The sequence below is a fragment of the Dermacoccus sp. Tok2021 genome (genome assembly GCF_019895135.1).
GTDB lineage: Bacteria > Actinomycetota > Actinomycetes > Actinomycetales > Dermatophilaceae > Dermacoccus > Dermacoccus abyssi.
This window is the reverse complement of sequence record NZ_JAGTHU010000021.1, coordinates 25242-42702: the sequence shown is the minus strand read 5'-3', so window position 1 is coordinate 42702 and position 17461 is coordinate 25242. Positions and strand designations below refer to the sequence as shown.

General features: G+C 68.7%; 12 protein-coding genes, 1 tRNA gene and 1 pseudogene. 7 read left to right on the top strand and 7 right to left on the bottom strand.

Going from position 1 to position 17461, the window contains the following annotated elements; translation table 11 throughout:
• Nucleotides 1–177: 177 nt before the first annotated feature.
• Nucleotides 178–1911, top strand: a complete 1734-nt coding sequence (locus K9D12_RS11955; RefSeq protein WP_223060331.1) for an ABC transporter ATP-binding protein — start codon at nt 178–180, stop codon at nt 1909–1911.
• Entirely contained in the window at nt 1908–3866 is a 1959-nt protein-coding gene (locus tag K9D12_RS11950; protein WP_304515492.1) for an ABC transporter ATP-binding protein, read from the top strand. The genes K9D12_RS11955 and K9D12_RS11950 overlap by 4 nt, the downstream gene beginning before the upstream one ends.
• 7 nt (nt 3867–3873) lie before the next feature.
• Here K9D12_RS11950 and K9D12_RS11945 read toward each other — a convergent pair whose 3' ends face one another.
• Nucleotides 3874–4968, bottom strand: coding sequence for an NADH:flavin oxidoreductase/NADH oxidase (locus tag K9D12_RS11945; protein ID WP_222617861.1), 1095 nt, complete (start codon nt 4966–4968; stop codon nt 3874–3876).
• A 23-nt stretch (nt 4969–4991) separates the two neighbouring features.
• Entirely contained in the window at nt 4992–5900 is a 909-nt protein-coding gene (locus K9D12_RS11940) for a hypothetical protein (protein WP_223060330.1), read from the bottom strand.
• A 142-nt stretch (nt 5901–6042) separates the two neighbouring features.
• On the opposite strand from K9D12_RS11940, the gene K9D12_RS11935 reads away from it, so the two are divergent.
• From K9D12_RS11935 to K9D12_RS11915, 5 genes are all read left to right on the top strand, one after another.
• A complete protein-coding gene (locus tag K9D12_RS11935) occupies nt 6043–6828 on the top strand; it encodes a CoA transferase subunit A (protein WP_223060329.1) in 786 nt (261 codons plus the stop codon).
• A 164-nt stretch (nt 6829–6992) separates the two neighbouring features.
• Nucleotides 6993–7637 (top strand): CoA transferase subunit B, encoded by a 645-nt coding sequence (locus tag K9D12_RS11930; RefSeq protein WP_047312364.1) that lies wholly within the window; start codon nt 6993–6995, stop codon nt 7635–7637.
• A 69-nt stretch (nt 7638–7706) separates the two neighbouring features.
• The gene (locus tag K9D12_RS11925; RefSeq protein ID WP_047312363.1) at nt 7707–8069 is read left to right on the top strand and encodes a hypothetical protein; all 363 of its coding nucleotides are present in this window, start codon (nt 7707–7709) and stop codon (nt 8067–8069) included.
• Nucleotides 8070–8238: 169 nt separating this feature from the next.
• Nucleotides 8239–8311 (top strand) — tRNA-Lys (locus K9D12_RS11920).
• 99 nt (nt 8312–8410) lie between these two features.
• Nucleotides 8411–9790, top strand: coding sequence for a M1 family metallopeptidase (locus tag K9D12_RS11915; RefSeq protein ID WP_223060328.1), 1380 nt, complete (start codon nt 8411–8413; stop codon nt 9788–9790).
• Nucleotides 9791–9829: 39 nt separating this feature from the next.
• On the opposite strand, the gene K9D12_RS11910 is transcribed toward K9D12_RS11915, so the two are convergent.
• From K9D12_RS11910 to K9D12_RS11890, 5 genes and pseudogenes are all read right to left on the bottom strand, one after another.
• A complete protein-coding gene (locus K9D12_RS11910) occupies nt 9830–11890 on the bottom strand; it encodes a heavy metal translocating P-type ATPase (RefSeq protein WP_082128874.1) in 2061 nt (686 codons plus the stop codon).
• A gap of 173 nt (nt 11891–12063) precedes the next feature.
• Entirely contained in the window at nt 12064–13425 is a 1362-nt protein-coding gene (locus K9D12_RS11905) for an NAD-dependent succinate-semialdehyde dehydrogenase (protein WP_223060327.1), read from the bottom strand.
• Nucleotides 13426–13577: 152 nt separating this feature from the next.
• A pseudogene (locus K9D12_RS11900) lies at nt 13578–14737 on the bottom strand (acyl-CoA dehydrogenase family protein).
• Complete coding sequence (locus K9D12_RS11895; RefSeq protein WP_047312360.1) at nt 14737–15903, bottom strand: CaiB/BaiF CoA-transferase family protein; 1167 nt, start codon at nt 15901–15903, stop codon at nt 14737–14739. Before K9D12_RS11895 ends, K9D12_RS11900 begins: the two are co-directional and overlap by 1 nt.
• Nucleotides 15903–17459: an aldehyde dehydrogenase family protein gene (locus K9D12_RS11890; protein WP_082128873.1), complete on the bottom strand. Its 1557-nt coding sequence runs from the start codon at nt 17457–17459 to the stop codon at nt 15903–15905. The genes K9D12_RS11895 and K9D12_RS11890 overlap by 1 nt, the downstream gene beginning before the upstream one ends.
• Nucleotides 17460–17461: the final 2 nt, after the last annotated feature.

The window sequence follows — 17461 nt, the reverse complement described above, 5'->3', positions numbered from 1 at the left end:
TCCGTGTCATCGAGCACGAGCAACCTGGTGTGGCCCTCGCGATCTGGTTCAGCCTAGGTCCGACGCAGCCGAACGCTCGTCGGCTCCACGATGTGGTGGGCGTCCCCGACCGCGTCGGCCCCGGGCCGGCTGAAATGCTCGCGCGGCGTGCGCGGTTGCGGGGCTACGCTCGAGGCCGTGCTTCTTCGCCTTCTGCGCGAGCGCCTCGCGCCCTACCGTGGCCTGCTCGCGGGCATCGTCGTCGTTCAGCTCGTCAGCGTCCTGACGTCGCTGTACCTGCCGAACCTCAACGCCGACATCATCGACCGCGGCGTCGTCACCGGCGACACCGACTACATCTGGCGCACCGGCGGATGGATGCTGCTCGTCAGCTTCGTCTCCGTCATCGCCTCGATCAGCGCGGCCTGGTTCGCCTCGCGCACGGCCATGAGCGTCGGGCGCGACCTGCGCAGCCGCGTGTTCCACACCGTGCTCGGGTTCTCCTCGCGCGAGGTCGGCCAGTTCGGCGCTCCGTCGCTCATCACGCGCTCGACGAACGACGTGCAGCAGGTGCAGATGCTCGTACTCATGGCCTGCAACCTCATGGTCATGGCGCCGATCATGATGATCGGCGGCATCACGATGGCGCTACGTCAGGACGTCGGGCTGTCGTGGCTCGTCGTCGTGGCCGTGCCCACCCTCGCCGTGCTCATCGGGCTCATCGTCGTGCGCATGGTGCCGGGCTTCCGACTCGTGCAGGAGCGCCTCGACGTCGTCAACCGCGTCATGCGAGAGCACCTCTCGGGCATCCGCGTCATCCGTGCCTTCGTGCGGGAGCCGCACGAGCTCGAGCGCTTCGGGGAAGCGAACGACAACCTGGCCCGCGCGAGCCTGCGCGTCGGCAACCTCATGGCGCTCATGTTCCCGTCGGTCTTCCTCGTCATGAACGTCTCGACCGTCGCCATCTGGTGGTTCGGCGGGCACCGCGTCGCCGCCGGAGACATGCAGATCGGCGCGCTCACCGCGTACATGACCTATCTCATCCAGATCCTCATGGCCGTCATGATGGCGACGTTCATGTTCGTCATGATCCCCCGCGCCTCCGTGGCCGCGGAGCGCATCGGCGAGGTGCTCGGGACGTCGCCGTCGGTGGTGCCACCCGCCGACCCGCAGCGCCCGACCGAGAGCCATGGCGTTGTCGAACTCGACGGCGCGACGATGTGCTACCCCGGCGCCGACGCGCCGGTGCTGCGCGGCATCACCCTGCGCGCCGAGCCCGGAACGACGGTCGCGATCGTCGGCTCGACCGGTTCCGGCAAGTCGACCCTGCTCTCCATCGTGGCCCGCCTCATCGACGTGACGGACGGGGCGGTGCGCATCGACGGCGTCGACGTGCGCGACCTCGACCCCGAGGCCCTGTGGGGCCGCATCGGCATCGTGCCGCAGCAGGCCTACCTCTTCAGCGGCACCGTCGCGACGAACCTGCGCTACGGCAACCCGGACGCGACCGACGACGAGCTGTGGCAGGCCCTCGAGATAGCCCAGGCGCGTGACTTCGTCGAACGCATGGACGGCGGCCTCGACGCCGCGATCGACCAGGGCGGCACGAACGTCTCGGGCGGCCAGCGTCAGCGCCTGTGCATCGCCCGCGCGCTCGTCGCGTCGGCGAACATCTACCTCTTCGACGACTCCTTCTCCGCACTCGACGTCGCCACGGACCGGCGCCTGCGCGAGGCCCTCGCACCCCACGTGCGGCACGCGACGGTCTTCGTCGTCGCGCAGCGCATCTCGAGCATCCGTGACGCCGACCAGATCCTCGTCCTCGAGGACGGCGCCGCCGTCGGGTTGGGTACTCATCACGAGTTGCTCGAGAGCTGCCCGGAGTACCGGGAGATCGTCGAATCCCAGCTCGGTTCGCGGGACGCGGCATGAGCGCCCCGGCAGGACGCGGCGCTCCCGCGAACGCGCAGCGCGGCCCGGGCCACGGCCCCGGCGCCGGAATGGCGCCCGCCGCCAAGACGATGGACTTCAAGGGCTCGTCCCTGCGCCTGCTCGGTTTGCTGCGTCCCCACCGCCTCAAGGTGATCGCGGTGCTCGTGCTCAGTGTCGCCTCCGTCGCGATGAACGTGCTCGGCCCCCGCATCCTGGGTAAGGCCGTCGACGCGATCTTCTCCGGCTCGGTTTCGATGCGCCTGCCCACCGGGCAGACCAAGGAACAGGTCGTCGCCGGGCTGCGCGCCTCCGGCAACACGAAGTTCGCCGAGATGGTCAGCGCCATGGATCTCGTGCCGGGTCAGGGCATCGACTTCGGTCACGTGGGTCGGATCCTGCTCGCCGTCCTCGGCCTGTACATCGCGGCATCGCTGTTCCAGGTCGTCCAGGCGCGGCTGCTCAACTCGCTCGTGCAGCAGACGATGAAGAAGCTGCGCGCCGACGTCGACGCCAAGCTGACGCGCGTACCGCTCGCCTACGTCGACGGCCGCCCGCGCGGTGAACTCCTCTCGCGCGTGACGAACGACATCGACAACGTCGGTCAGTCGATGCAGCAGACGATGAGCCAGCTGCTCGTCTCGATCTGCACCGTCTTCGGTGTCGTCGTCATGATGTTCACCGTCTCATGGATGCTGACGCTCATCGCGCTGCTCACGATCCCGCTCGTCATGCTCGTGGCGAGCCGCATCATGAAGAAGTCGCAAGGTCAGTTCATCGCGCAGTGGCAGCACACGGGTGAACTCAACGGTCAGATCGAAGAGGCCTTCAGCGCGCACGCCCTTGTCAGGGTGTTCGGCCGCGGCCCGCAGGTCGAGGCGGCCTTCGACGATCGCAACGAGAAGCTCACGGACGTCAGCCGACGGGCGCAGTTCCTCTCCGGTCTCATGATGCCGATCATGATGTTCGTCGGGAACCTGCAGTACGTCGTCATCTGTGTCGTCGGTGGCCTGCGCGTGGCGTCGGGGCAGATGACGCTCGGTGACGTCACCGCGTTCGTCCAGTACTCGCGCCAGTTCACGCAGCCGGTGACGCAGATCGCGTCGATGGTCAACCTCCTGCAGTCCGGCGTGGCCAGCGCCGAGCGTGTCTTCGAGGTGCTCGACGCGCCCGAGGAATCACGCGATGAGCCGGGCAACCTGTCGCGCCCGACGCAGGGGCGCGTCGCCTTCGACGGCGTCGCGTTCGGCTACACGCCCGAGCGGCGCCTCATCGACGGTCTCGAACTCACCGTGGAGCCGGGCCAGACCGTCGCGATCGTCGGGCCCACCGGCGCGGGCAAGACGACGCTCGTCAACCTGCTCATGCGCTTCTACGAGATCGACGCCGGCCGCATCACGCTCGACGGCGTCGACATCCGCGACGTGCCGCGCCGCGAACTGCGTGAGCGCCTCGGCATGGTGCTGCAGGACAGCTGGGTCTTCCACGGCACGATCCGCGACAACCTGCGCTACGGCAACCTCGACGCCACTGACGACCAGCTCCAGGCGGCGGCCGAGGCCACCTTCGTCGACCGTTTCGTGCGGTCGCTGCCCGACGGCTACGACACGATCATCAGCGACGACGGCGCCAGCCTCTCCAGCGGCGAGCGTCAGCTCATCACGATCGCGCGGGCGTTCCTCGCCGAGCCGGACGTGCTCATCCTCGACGAGGCCACGTCGTCGGTCGACACGCGCACCGAGGTGATGCTGCAGCAGGCCATGGCGGCGCTGCGCAGCGACCGCACGAGCTTCGTCATCGCCCACCGTCTCTCGACGATCCGCGACGCCGACGTCATCCTCGTCATGGAGGACGGCGACATCGTCGAGATGGGCGATCACGACGCGCTCATCGCGGCCAAAGGTGCCTTCTGGCGCCTGTACGAGGCGCAGTTCGCAGCGCCCATCGAGGAGGCTTGAGCTCTCGTCAGTTCGGCGCGAAATCCCACGCCCCGCGCGTGTACTGCTCGGGGTAGGGCGCGTCGCGCCAGGTGACGCCGAGCTCCGACGCTGCGCGCAGCGGCCAGTACGGCTCGCGCAGGGCGGCGCGGCCGAGCAGGACCGCGTCGGCGTGGCCCTCGGTGAGAATTGCCTCAGCTTGCGCCGGCTCGGTGATGAGGCCGACTGCGCCCGTCGCCACCCCGGAGCGTTCGCGGATGGCCTGCGCGAAAGGCACCTGGTAGTTCTTCTCCGCCGGGATGTCGGCGATGACGTTGCCACCGGAGCTGACGTCGACGAGGTCGACGCCGATCTCCTTGAGAAGCGTTGCGAGCCGCACGGACTCGTCGACGTTCCAGCCCGTGTCGGCCCAGTCCGTGGCCGAGATGCGCACGAAGAGCGGCTTGCTCGCCGGCCAGATCTCGCGCACCTCACGGGTGACGCGCAGCAGCAACCGGGCGCGGTTCTCGAACGACCCGCCGTACTCGTCGTCGCGGCGGTTGGACGCGGGGGAGAGGAACTCGTGCAGCAGGTACCCGTGCGCCGCGTGGATCTCGACGACGTCGAAGCCCGCCTCGTCCGCCCGCGCCGCAGCGTCGACGAAGGCATCGACGACATCGTCGATCTCCTCGAGTGTCATGGCGCGCGGTTCGGCAAGGGTGTCGAAGGCGATGGCCGACGGAGCGAGCGTCGGCCAGCCGGCGTCCGATTCGGGAACGCTTCCGTTCGCCATCCCGGCGAACGGGGGGTAGGTGGAGGCCTTGCGTCCGGCGTGTGCGAGTTGGATGCCCATCTTCGCGCCGTGACTGTGGACGACGTCGACGACGCGTCGCCAGCCGGCGACCTGATCGTGGTTCCAGATGCCCGCGTCTCGGGGGCTGATGCGGCCTTCAGGCGCGACAGCGCTCGCTTCCGCGATGAGCAGTCCGAACCCGCCGACCGCGCGCGTCGCGTGGTGGACGAAATGCCAGGCGGTGGGGATGCCGTCGCCGGCGTCGCAGCTGTACTGGCACATGGGTGCGAGCCAGATGCGGTTGGGGAAGGTGACGTCGCGCAGGGTCAGGGGCTCGAAGATGTGCGGCACGGTCTCGCCTTTCGTGTGGGGTGTCATCCGGCCAACGTCGCCGAGGGGCGCTCGCATTCCACGTCCCGGCGCCAGCGGGCGAGGAACGCTGCGCCGGCGGCGTCGTTCGTCAGGTCGTCGGGCGCGACCTCGACGGGGTAGTCGCGCTCGAGGCGGCCGTCGGCCGGGCGCACGTCACCGTGGCGCACGACGAAACCGCGCTCGTGGAGCCGGTCGGCCATGGCGTAGTCGCTGCGTGAATCCCCGAGCGTGCGCCACTCCCGCGGTGTGATGCCGAGTCCGGCGAGGTAGGCGACGGCCTTGTCAGCGCCGACCTGCTTGCCCGTGCCGATGTGTTCGACGTCGGTGGAGATGATCGTCGGGTCGATGCGCAACGCGACGTCGTCACTGTCGTTGAGCGCCGTGCGGTCCTCCCATGCGACGCCGATCTCCTGCTCGGCGAGGAAATCCCAGATGCGCTGCTCGATCTCGTGCTGCCGGCGCCCGTAGGTCTCGAGGTCGATCCCGTGCAGCGCCTCGAAGCTGACCATCGCCTTCTTCGTCGCGTCGAAGAACATCGCGTCCTCGAAGTCGGGGGCAATGCTGCGGCAGAACTCGACGAGCCCCGTTGGCACGCGCAGACGCTCGTCGACCTCGAGATCGTCGCCCGCGCCGTCGAGGTGCTCGGGCTTCGGCACGAACCACGTCGAGCCCTTCTCGCACACGGCGAGGACGACGGCGTCGTCACGCAGTCCGGCTGCGACGAGCGACGGCATGACGGTGCGCGCGACGAAGACGTCGGAACGGCCCGTGTTGAACACGAGCGGGACGCCCGCCCGGGCCATCGCGACGAGATCGGCGGCGATGGAATCGATCGCGAGGGTGCGCGTCACCGGGCTCGCGACGGGGCCGTCGACGTCGAGCAGGAGCGCGTAGAGGGGCTTGGAGGTCATGGATGCAGTCTGGCACCACGCACTGGCAGGGCATCACGCCCCACAGGTTCGGTTAATGGTGATTAACTGGATTCGGATGTGAGGTGGATCTCACGGCCACATGGTCGCGTGCCGCCCGAAGTCTTCGAGTGCAGGAGGAGAAGTGGACAAAGTCGTGGCGTCTGCCGCGGAAGCGGTCGCGGACATCGGGGACGGTTCGTCGCTCGCCGTCGGAGGATTCGGCCTGTGCGGCATCCCGAGCATGCTGATCGGCGAGCTGCACAAGCTCGGATCGACGAACCTCGCGGTCGTGTCGAACAACTGTGGCGTCGACGACTGGGGCCTCGGGGTTCTACTGCGCGATAAGCGCCTGCGTCTCGTCACCGCCTCCTACGTCGGCGAGAACAAGGAGTTCGCGCGCCAGTACCTCGAGGGCGAACTCGAGGTTCATCTGACGCCACAGGGAACGCTGGCGGAGAAGCTGCGCGCCGGCGGCGCCGGTATCCCGGCGTTCTTCACGGCCACGGGCGTCGGCACGCAGGTGGCTGACGGCGGCATGCCGTGGAAGTACGGCGCTGACGGCCAGGTGGAGAAGGAGTCGGAGCCCAAGGAGACGCGCACCTTCGGCGAGGGTGACGACGCCAAGGATTACGTGCTCGAGGAGAGCATCGTCACCGACTTCGCGCTCGTGCGTGCGGCCAAGGGTGACCGGCACGGCAACCTCGTGTTCAACCTCTCGGCTCGCAACTTCAACCCGCTGTGCGCGATGGCCGGCAAGACGGTCATCGCCGAAGTGGAGGAGCTCGTCGAACCCGGCGACATCCCCCCCGACGAGGTGCACCTGCCGGGCATCTACGTGCAGCGGGTGGTGGAGCTGACGAAGGAGCAGTCCGGAGACAAGCGGATCGAGAAGCGCACGACCCGCGATGCGGAAGGCGGCGCGAAGTGAGTAGGCGAGAGTTCGCGGGGCGAGCGTTCGACCATGAGTACGAGAAGCGCACGACCCGCGATGCGGAAGGCGGCGCGAAGTGAGTAGGCGAGAGTTCGCGGGGCGAGCGTTCGACCATGAGTACGAGAAGCGCACGACCCGCGATGCGGAAGGCGGTAACTGACATGGTGTGGACACGTGAACAGATGGCGGCGCGAGCCGCGACGGAGCTGGCCGACGGCGACTACGTCAACCTCGGCATCGGCCTGCCGACGCTCGTGCCGAACTACGTCGACGACGACGTCGAGCTCGTGCTGCAGTCGGAGAACGGCCTGCTCGGCGTGGGTGCGTACCCGAGCGACGAGGCGGTCGACCCCGACCTCATCAACGCGGGCAAGGAGACGGTGACGCTGCGTCGCGGCGCGTCGATCTTCGACTCGGCGACGTCGTTCGGCATGATCCGCGGCGGCAAGGTCGACGCGGCCATCCTCGGGGCCATGCAGGTCTCGACGAAGGGCGACATCGCGAACTGGATGATCCCCGGGAAGATGGTCAAGGGCATGGGCGGCGCGATGGATCTCGTGCACGGTGCCAAGAAGGTCGTCGTCCTCATGGAGCACTGCGCGAAGGACGGTTCGCCGAAGATCCTGCCCGAGTGCACGCTGCCGATCACGGGCCTCGCCGTCGTCGAGCGCATCATCACGGACCTGGCCGTCATCGACGTGACGGACGATGGGCTCGTGTGTATCGAGCTGGCCCCCGACGTCACCTTCGACGAGGTCGTCGAGAAGACGGGCGCGCCGCTCAGCGCCGGGGCGGGCATCGCCTGACGTTTCGCGGCCCCGCCCGGGTTTTCCTGCGTGCCAACGATGTAGCGTGAAACCAGGAGGTGTTCGTTCATGGGAACGTGGAATTACGTGGTGAACCAGCAGCAGTTCACCGACCAGTACGGAGAGGGTGCCGCGGTGCGGTACGCCGAGGTCATCGGAGACATTGCCGCGCGGATGACACCGGGTGATCGTGAGGGTGCTCTGGAGATCGTCAACGCGGCGTTCGACGAGCACGGTTTCGACATGCCGGAGATGATGCGCGACAAGATCGCCGAGAACCTGACGCTGGCGGAGCACGACCGCGTCGTCATCAGCGACGAGTTCGACAACGTCATCGCCGAGCACTCGCTGCCGAGTGACCGCGAAGCCCTCGACGAGGAGGACCGTCCTCACATCGATCCGGAGAACGACTCGCGCCCGACGTACAGCTGACGTCGGTCAACGCCTGACTGCGGAGCACCCACGCCGGGTGCTCCGCAGTCGCGCGTTCCGGTCGGTCGTTGCGCGAACCGCGCGCAACGACGACGCGGCGGGGCGTTGTGCGCGGGTGTGGCCCGTCGGGCTAGGCTGGCCCACGCGCTGCGCGAACTCGCCGGCGCCAGGGCCTTTAGCTCAATTGGCAGAGCTGCGGACTTTTAATCCGTAGGTTGTGGGTTCGAGCCCCACAGGGCCCACCGACCGGACAGAGTCGATGGATCAGATTCATCGACACCGACGAGACCGCGAGTCTCGGCAGAGGTGGGGTCGTGGGTGCCGAACACATTGGGGGCACGATGACTCATCTCGAGTGCTGTGGGCACATTTCACGCCGTACCCTGCTCGCGGCAGGCGCGGGGGCGGGGCTGCTGGGGGTGGCAGGATCGTCACCTGTCTCGGCGACAACCGGTGACTCCAAGTTGCCGAACAAGGGCGACTCCCGCTACTCGGTGAGTCACTACTCCATCGGTGACACCGTTCGCACCGGCGCCAGCGGCACACATGCCCGGGTCCACGGAGCGACGACGATGACGTGTCGTGCCGAGGTCGCGACGACATCACTCCTCATCGACTTCGCGCTCGTACCGAAGAGCGTCACCGTGAACGGTGTGAGCAAGCCGTTCAAGGCGGCCGGAACGCGGTATCAGTGGTCGATCACGGGCGTTTCTCTGGCGAAGGGGCAGTCGTTCACGCTCCAGGTCAGGTACGACGACATCCCCTGGAACCGGGTTCTCCTCAACCGAGGCACCCGTGGCGTCATCGAGAACGGCACCGTGACGACGTTCTCCGGTGAGCCCGAGGTGGCCGTGTTCTGGTACCCGAGCAACGATCGCATCGACAACAAGGCCACGTACGCGATCAGCATCTCGACGCAGAAGGCCAACCAGATCATCGCCTACGGCGCGCCTGCCCCGCACACCTTCGGCGACGGCAGCATGGTCAACACGCGCATCGTCATTCCGGAGCGGGTCTCGTCCTACAACCCCGGGCTCACCGTCGGGCCGGGTCTCGCCGTGAAGCGCGGCAAGCTCACCGCGGCAGGCGTGAGCGTCCCGTACCTGTACGCGGGCATGGCGAACGTTCCGGCCAACCTCGTCACGCACACCGCGAAGTCGCTCGACTACTTCGCCCGGTTGTACGGCCCGTACCCGTTCTCGCAGTCCGGTGGGCCGACGCTGACGAATTTCCCCGTCGGTGGCCAGGAGCAGGTCGGTCTCGTCCAGTACAAGCGTTCGCTCGTCGACGGTTCTCCGAGCTTCATCGCGCACGAGAACGCGCACATGTGGTTCGGTAACTCCGTGACGGCCAAGGACTGGCGTGACGTCCTGTTCATCCACGAGGGTCTCGCCGTCCTGCTGCAGAACGACTACGCACGTCACGCGGGCATCGCGGGGGCCTACACGCCCGTGAAGTCGACACTTGCGGGAAGCAGCGGGCCGGAGTACCTCGCGACGAGCCGCTACGACTACGTCTACGGCGCGCAACGCGCCATCCGCTACGCCATGGACCGCTCGTACCTGCGCGAGAACGCACCGCGTCACACGGCGTTCCTCAAGGAGCTCGCCACGACGTATCGCCACGCGAACATCACCCGTGGGCAGTTCAAGGCGTTGGCGCAGAAGCACTCGCCCGTCAGCCTCGCGTCGGTGTGGGCGGACTACGGAATCAGCGGTTAGCTCGGGTCGGGGGCGCGCTCGTTCAACTCGCAGGCACGATCAGTCGTCCGCGGGGGAGCGCTCTGCCCACGTTTGCGGTCGCAGGTCGAGTCGGCGAAGCAGCTGTGCGTTGAGCGCCACGACGACCGTCGAGGCAGACATGAGGACGGCACCGACGCTCATCGGCAGCACGAACCCGACGGGTGCGAGCACGCCCGCAGCCAATGGCACCGACACGAGGTTGTAGCCGGCGGCCCACCACAGGTTCTGCTTCATCTTGCGGTACGTCGCGCGCGACAACTCGATGACCGAGAGCACCGAACGCGGGTCGGAACTCGCGAGCACGACGCCCGCCGACCCGATCGCCACGTCCGTTCCCGCGCCGATCGCGATGCCCACGTCGGCCTGCGCGAGAGCCGGTGCGTCGTTGACGCCGTCGCCGACCATGGCCACCTTCCGCCCCTCGCCCTGGAGTTCGCTGACCTTCGCAGCCTTGTCCTCGGGGCGTACGCCGGCAAAGACACGGTCAATACCGAGCTCGTCCGCCACGTGGTGCGCGACGGCCTCGGCGTCACCGGTGATCATGACGACCTGCGCGCCTCGAGCGTGAAGGGCATCGATCGCGTCGCGGGATTCCGGACGCACGGCGTCGGCCAACTTCAGTGCGCCGATGATCTCGCCGTCTGCGAGGACGTGGAGGATGATCGCGCCCTCGGTACGCCACTCGTCGGCGACGGGCAGCTCGCGGGCGCCCTTCTGTTCGAGGAGGTGCGGCCCACCCACCTCGACGACGGCGCCGTCGATGTCCGCGCGCACTCCGACGGCCGGTGACGAGGTGAAGTCGCCGCCGCGCGGAACGTCGAGCCCGCGGTCGTCGGCCGCTGCGACGATGGCCCGCGCGAGGGGGTGCTCGCTGTCCGCCTCGGCCGCAGCGGCCAGCCGCAGGACGTCGTCCTCGCTGCGGCCCTCGACCGCTTCCACGCCCGTGACGGTCGGTTCACCCTTCGTCAGCGTGCCGGTCTTGTCGAACAGCACGGTGTCGACGGTGCGCATCGACTCGAGCGCCCGGCGATCGGTGACGAGCACGCCGGCGCGCGCCGCGCGCTCCGTCGCGATCGAGATGACGAGCGGGATGGCGAGGCCCAGAGCGTGCGGGCACGCGATGACGAGCACCGTGATGGTGCGGATGACGGCCTCGTTGGGACGGTCGGCGACGAACCACACGATCGCCGTGAGAACGGCCGCGCCGAGGGCGTACCAGAACAGCCACGCGGCGGCCTTGTCCGCGAGCAGCTGAGCGCGCGACGAGGAGTTCTGCGCCTCGCTCACGAGCTTGCTGATGCCGGCGAGGGCCGTGTCGTCGCCCGTTGCCGTGATCTCCACGCGCAGACCGGAATCGGTGGCCACGGTGCCCGCGACGACGGTGTCGCCCTTCGCGCGCCGCACCGCGCGGGACTCGCCGGTGACCATCGACTCGTCCATCGACGCGCTGCCGTCGACGATGCGCCCGTCCGCAGGCACCGAAGCGCCGGGGCGGACGATGACGACGTCACCGACGACGAGGTCGTCGGGGGAGACCGTGACGACGCGGTCGCCGTCGACCTTCTCGGCCTCGTCCGGCAGGAGCGCGGCGAGGGATTCGAGTGCCGAGGACGTCTGTGCCAGCGAGCGCATCTCCACCCAGTGGCCGAGCAGCATGATGACGACGAGGAGCGCGAGTTCCCACCAGAACGACAGCTCGTCGTCGAGAACGCCGAGGCTGGCACCCCAGGACGAGACGAACGCGACAGTGATCGCGAGAGCGATGAGCAGCATCATGCCGGGCTTGCGCGAACGCACCTCGCTCACGGCGCCGGACAGGAACGGCTTGCCGCCCCAGACGTACATCACGGTGCCGAGTGCCGGCGCGATCGCGCGCGTCCAGCCCGAATCGGGCAGCGAGTAACCCACGAGGTGGGCGAACATCGGGTCGAACGCGATGACGGGGATCGCGACGACGCTCATGATCGCGAACAGGCGCCGGAACATCGTGACGTGGTCGCCGTGGCCCGCGTGGCCTCCGTGCCCTGAGTGGTCGCCGTGTCCTGCGTGATCGTTGTGGCCAGATGTCTCGGGTTCCATTCACTCCTCCTCACGAGCTACACCGCCCCGCACCCCTGCGCCGGGCGGAGCTGCATTCCTCACTCGCGTCAACTTATACCCCATGGGGGTATATTCCGAGAAGGTGAAGCCACGACGCACCAACGAAAGATCCCCCGGCCGAATCGGAGCCGGGGGATCTCACGCAATGCACATCACTCGATGACGCGGATGAGCTTCTTGTTGAGGAACTCCTCGATGGCGTAGCGGCCGAGTTCACGGCCGAAGCCGGAGCGCTTCACGCCGCCGAAGGGCAGTTCTACGCCGTCGGCACCGACGCCGTTGACGAAGACCATGCCGACCTCGAGCTGATTGGCGATGCGCTCGGCCTGCTCGGAGTCCGTGGTGAAGACGTACGAGCCGAGGCCGAACGGGGTGTCGTTCGCGAGTTCGACGGCCTCCTCCTCGGAGCCGACCTTGAAGACCATGGCGACCGGGCCGAACAGCTCCTGGTAGTAGGCCGGGTTGTCCTTCGTGACGCCCGTGAGGACACCTGCGGGGTAGTAGGCGCCGTTCGCGTCGACGTCGTCGTTCTCGGAACCGACGAAGGTGGCGCCGCCACTGACGGCCTCGTCGACCTGGGCGGCGAGGTTGTCGCGCGCGGCGACGGACGACAGCGGGGAGGCGCCCGAGGTCTCCTTCATCTTCTCGGTGAAGGCGGTGACGAACTCGTCGTAGAGGCCGTCGGCGACGATGAAGCGCTTACCGGCGTTGCATGCCTGGCCGGTGTTGTAGGCGCGTGCCTCGACGGCGGCCTGGACCGTGGCGTCCATGTCGTCGGTGCTGAGGAGGATGAACGGGTCGGAGCCGCCGAGCTCGAGCACGACCTTCTTGAGGTTGCGTCCGGCGATCTCGGCGACGGCGGAGCCGGCGCGCTCGGAACCGGTGAGCGAGACGCCCTGGATGCGCGGGTCGGCGATGATGTCGGCGCACTGCTCGTTCGTGGCGTTGAGGTTGACGTAGGCGCCCTCGGGGAACCCGGCCTCGGAGAAGATCTCCGCGATCGCGGCTGCCGACTCGGGGCACTGCGGAGCGTGCTTGAGGATGATCGTGTTGCCCGCCACGAGGTTCGGGCCCGCGAAACGGGCCACCTGGTAGTAGGGGAAGTTCCACGGCATGATGCCCAGCAGCGGGCCGATGGGGAAGCGGCGGATGAGGGCGCTGCCCTCGCCGTCGAGAAGGTCGATCGGCTCGTCCTTGAGGAACTCGGTGCCGTTGTCCGCGTAGTAGCCGAGAATGGCGGCCGAGAACTCGACCTCCTCGACGCACTCGGCCGTCGGCTTGCCCATCTCGCGCTCGATGATGGCGGCGAGCTCGTCGGTGCGCTCGGAGAACAGCTCGGAGGCGCGCTTCATGAGCGCAGCGCGGTCGGCGACGCTCGTGGTGCGCGACCAGCTCTTGTACGCGGACGACACGGCGTCCAGGGCGCGCGAGACGTCGGACGCGTCGGCGGTGGGGTAGGTCTCGACGACGTTGCCGTCATGCGGGTCGGTGACGGCGTACTGCGAGGCGCTCATGATTCTCCTCGGTGGGGGATGTGATCAGTCTCAGTCTGGTGGGTGAGGCGGCCTCGATCGGCTCTCGCGCTCACCCATTTCTACCGGGTTGCCCCGCCGCCGGTGGATGAAACGACGGCGGGGCAGGTGCAGATCGGCCGGGGCGGCGTGCGTCAGCGGAACGCGGGCAGACCGGTGAGTGCCTGGCCGACGACGAGCGTGTGCATCTCGACGGTGCCCTCGTAGGTGAGGACCGACTCGAGGTTGTTCGCGTGCCGGATGACCGGGTACTCCAGGGAGATGCCGTTCGCGCCGAGGATGGTGCGCGCGGTGCGGCAGATCTCCATGGCCTCGCGCACGTTGTTGAGCTTGCCGAGGCTGATCTGCTCCGGACGCACGGTGCCCGCGTCCTTGCGGCGCCCCAGGTGCAGGGCGAGCAGCACACCCTTGACGTACTCGAGCTCCATGTCGGCCAGCTTGGCCTGCGTCAGCTGGAAGCCGCCGATCGGCTTGCCGAACTGCTCGCGTTCCTTCGAGTAGTCGATCGCCGCTTCGAGCGACGAACGAGCCGCGCCCATGGCGCCCCAGACGATGCCGTAGCGGGCCTCGTTGAGGCAGGAGAGGGGGCCCGTGAGGCCGATGACCTCGGGGAAGACCGCGTCCGCGGGCAGACGCACACCCTCGAGGACGAGCTCGCTCGTCACGGACGCGCGCAGCGACATCTTGTGCTTGATCGTGTTCGCGGAGAAGCCGGGGGTGTCGGTCGGCACGACGAAGCCGCGGATGCCTTCCTCGGTCTGCGCCCACACGACGGCGACGTCGGCGACAGAGCCGTTCGTGATCCACATCTTGCGGCCGTCGAGCACCCAGTCGTCGCCGTCACGACGGGCGCGCGTGCGCATCGACGCGGGGTCGGAGCCGTGGTCGGGCTCGGTCAGCCGAAGCAGCCGATGGCCTCACCGGCGGCCATGTTCGGCAGCCACTGCTGCTTCTGCTCCTCGCTGCCCCAGCGGTAGATCGCGAACATCGCGAGGGAGCCCTGGACGGAGACGAGCGAACGGATGCCGGAGTCCGACGCCTCAAGCTCGAGGCAGGCCAGGCCGTAGGCGGTGGCGCTCATGCCGAGGAAGCCGTTGCGGCCGAACTCGCGTGCCAGTTCGCGCACGTCCGTGAGCTCACCCGCTTCGAACCATTCCGCGACATACGGGTCGACCGTCGTTTCGCAGACGGTGCGAACCGTCGCGCGGATCGCCTTCTACTCGTCGCTCAGCAGGTCGTCGATGCCTGCCAGATCGCGCGGGTTGAGCGGGGGCATCTTCGTGGCAGTGGACATCAGGCTTCCTTTTCGTCGTGGTCGTCGTTCGTGCGCTGGGGCAGGTCGGGTGGTGGCGTCGCAGGTTGGGTCCTGCTGCGCGAGTAGGTGATCGGGTGTCGAACCTGGCGCGGGTGTTCCGGGCCGAGGTCGAGCGTCGGCTCGAGGCCGAGGCGCTCGGCCAGGTCGATCGCCGACGCGATGTCGCCGACGACGCCGGCCGGAACCCAGACCTCGCCGAGGCGGGCAGACCACTCGTCGGCCGACGCGGTGGCCAGCGCGGCCTCCAACTCGCGGACGAGGTCGTCACGGTGGGCAACGCGCTCGGGATTCGTCGCGAACCGCTCGTCGGTTGCCAGCTGCGGCACGCCGAGCACCTCGGTGAGCCGGGCGAACTGACCGTCGTTGCCGCAGGCGACAGCGAGCGGGCCGTCGCCGGTTTGCAGGAGTTCGTACGGCGCGATGGAGGGGTGCGCGTTGCCCATGCGCGCCGGGCTGCGGCCCGTCGCGAGGTAGGACGACGACTGGTTGACGAGCGAGCCGAGCAGGCTCGTGAGCAGCGTCACCTCGAGGTGCTGGCCGCGACCGCTGCGGCTGCGCTCGGTGAGCGCCGCGAGGATGCCGATGACGGCGTCCTTGCCGGTGAGCACGTCGACGAGGGCGACGCCGACCTTCATGGGCTCGCCCTCGGCGTCGCCCGTGATGCTCATGAGGCCGCCGACGGCCTGGACGAGGAAGTCGTACCCGGCCATCGAGGCGCCTTCGCCCGAGCCGAAGCCGGTGATGGAGCAGTAGACGAGCCCCGGGTTGGCTTCGGCAAGATCCTCGTAGCCGAGGCCGAGGCGCGCCATCGTGCCGGACTTGAGGTTCTCGACGACGACGTCCGCCTCCGCGGCGATCTCGCGAGCGACGGCGAGGTCCTCGGGGTCCTTGAGATCCAGGCCGATGGAGCGCTTGGTGCGATTGACGCTCTCGAAGTAGGAGGAGCCGTGCGTCGTCCACGGCGGACCCCAGTGGCGGGTGTCGTCGCCGACACCGGGGCGTTCGATCTTGAGCACCTGGGCGCCGAGGTCGGCCAGCGTCATGGTCGTCAAGGGGCCGGCGAGAACGCGGCTGAAGTCGGCGACCTTGATGCCGTCGAGCGGCGTTCCGCTCGAGCTCGGGGTGGCGGGGAAGTGTTCGTTCATCAGTTCATCCGTCCGTTGATCCGTCGCGGCAGGCCCCAGGGGTTGTCGTGGCGCAGGGCCGGAGGAAGCGCGCTGTCGGGCAGGTTCTGGAAGGTGACCGGCCGCGTGAAGCGGTCGAGAGCAGCGGCGCCCACGGACGTCGACGCCGGGGCGCTCGTCGCGGGCCAAGGTCCGCCGTGCTGCTGTGCCCACGTCCACGCGACGCCGGTGGGCCAGTCGTCGACCGTCACGCGGCCCACGGATCGGGCGAGGAGCGCTACGAGGTCCGCCGTCTCCGGGTCGTGCGGGCCGCTGCTCGCCACGGTGGCGACGAGGCTGCCCTGCAGCTGCGCGAGCAGGCTTTCGAGGTGGGCGCGGTCGGTGTACTCGACGACGAGGCCAACGGGGCCGAAGCACTCCTCGGCGAAGACGCTCTCGCGGGTGAACAGCTCGGCGGGAACGTGCACGACGGTGGGCGCGGCGGACCACCCGGCGCTCGCGCCGCAGCCCGTCCCGATGACCTGGCCGCCGGCGGCCTCGTAGGCCTCGACACCACGCGAGACCCCAGCGGCCATCGCTGCCGTGAGCATGGGGTGAACCTGCGTAGCGGACACCGCAGCGCCGAGCGCGTCCGCCAGGCCGGCGCCCTCCGGTGCGAGGAGGAGGCCAGGCTTGGTGCAGAACTGGCCGGCCCCGAGCGTCATCGACGAGACGAAGCCGGTGGCCACGCGCTGGGGGTCGGTTGCGGCATCCGTCGTCACGACGACGGGGTTGACGGTGCCCATCTCGGCGAAGACGGGAATGACCTCGCGACGCTCGTTGGCCAGTCGCCACAGGGCGAGGCCGCCGTTCTGCGAACCGGTGAACCCGACGGCACGAACGTGGGGATCGAGCACGAGCTGCTTGCCGGCCTCGAAGCCGACGACGACGTCGAACACGCCTGCGGCCGCGCCGGCTGACGCAAGGGCGGACGTGGCGATCTCACCGAGTCGCACACTGAGCATGGGGTGGGCGGGGTGCGCCTTCGCGACGACAGGGCAACCTGCTGCGAGGGCCGATGCGGTGTCGTTGCCCAGGACGCCGAAGGCGAACGGGAAGTTGCTCGCGCCGAAGACCGCGACGGGCCCGAGGGGCACTTGAACGCGGGCGAGGCTGGACGAGGCGTCGCCGGCCTCGTCGAGGGTGGCGCGCAGCCACGAACCTTCGGCGCACACGTCGGCGTAGAAGCGCAGCTGGGACGCGAGGCGCGCGACCTCGCTCTTGAGGCGGGTCTCGCCGAGCCCGGTCTCGCGGTCGGCGAGCCACACGAGCTCGGCTGCGGAGGCGTCGACGGCGTCGGCCACGGCTCGCAACATCTCGCGCCGCTCGGCGGGCGAGGTCTGCGCGAAGCGCTCCGCGACAGCCCCGGCAGCGGCGACGACCTGCTCCACCTGCGCGGCCGACGTGTGTGCGATCGCGCCGTTGGAAGCCCCGGTGCGCGGGTCGAAGCTCGTGTCGCTCGCGGCGGATGCTCCTGCTTCGAGACGGGCGGTGTGACGCGCCCCGCCCGGCGATCCGGGAAGGTCGAACTGAGTCATGC

Bases quoted from the DNA above. Each gene is read 5' to 3' on its own strand.
- K9D12_RS11950 (WP_304515492.1), top strand. From the start codon at position 1,908: ATGAGCGCCCCGGCAGGACGCGGCGCTCCCGCGAACGCGCAGCGCGGC.
- K9D12_RS11940 (WP_223060330.1), bottom strand. From the start codon at position 5,900: ATGACCTCCAAGCCCCTCTACGCGCTCCTGCTCGACGTCGACGGCCCC.
- K9D12_RS11930 (WP_047312364.1), top strand. From the start codon at position 6,993: ATGGTGTGGACACGTGAACAGATGGCGGCGCGAGCCGCGACGGAGCTG.
- K9D12_RS11925 (WP_047312363.1), top strand. From the start codon at position 7,707: ATGGGAACGTGGAATTACGTGGTGAACCAGCAGCAGTTCACCGACCAG.
- K9D12_RS11915 (WP_223060328.1), top strand. From the start codon at position 8,411: ATGACTCATCTCGAGTGCTGTGGGCACATTTCACGCCGTACCCTGCTC.
- K9D12_RS11910 (WP_082128874.1), bottom strand. From the start codon at position 11,890: ATGGAACCCGAGACATCTGGCCACAACGATCACGCAGGACACGGCGAC.
- K9D12_RS11905 (WP_223060327.1), bottom strand. From the start codon at position 13,425: ATGAGCGCCTCGCAGTACGCCGTCACCGACCCGCATGACGGCAACGTC.
- K9D12_RS11895 (WP_047312360.1), bottom strand. From the start codon at position 15,903: ATGAACGAACACTTCCCCGCCACCCCGAGCTCGAGCGGAACGCCGCTC.
- K9D12_RS11890 (WP_082128873.1), bottom strand. From the start codon at position 17,459: ATGACTCAGTTCGACCTTCCCGGATCGCCGGGCGGGGCGCGTCACACC.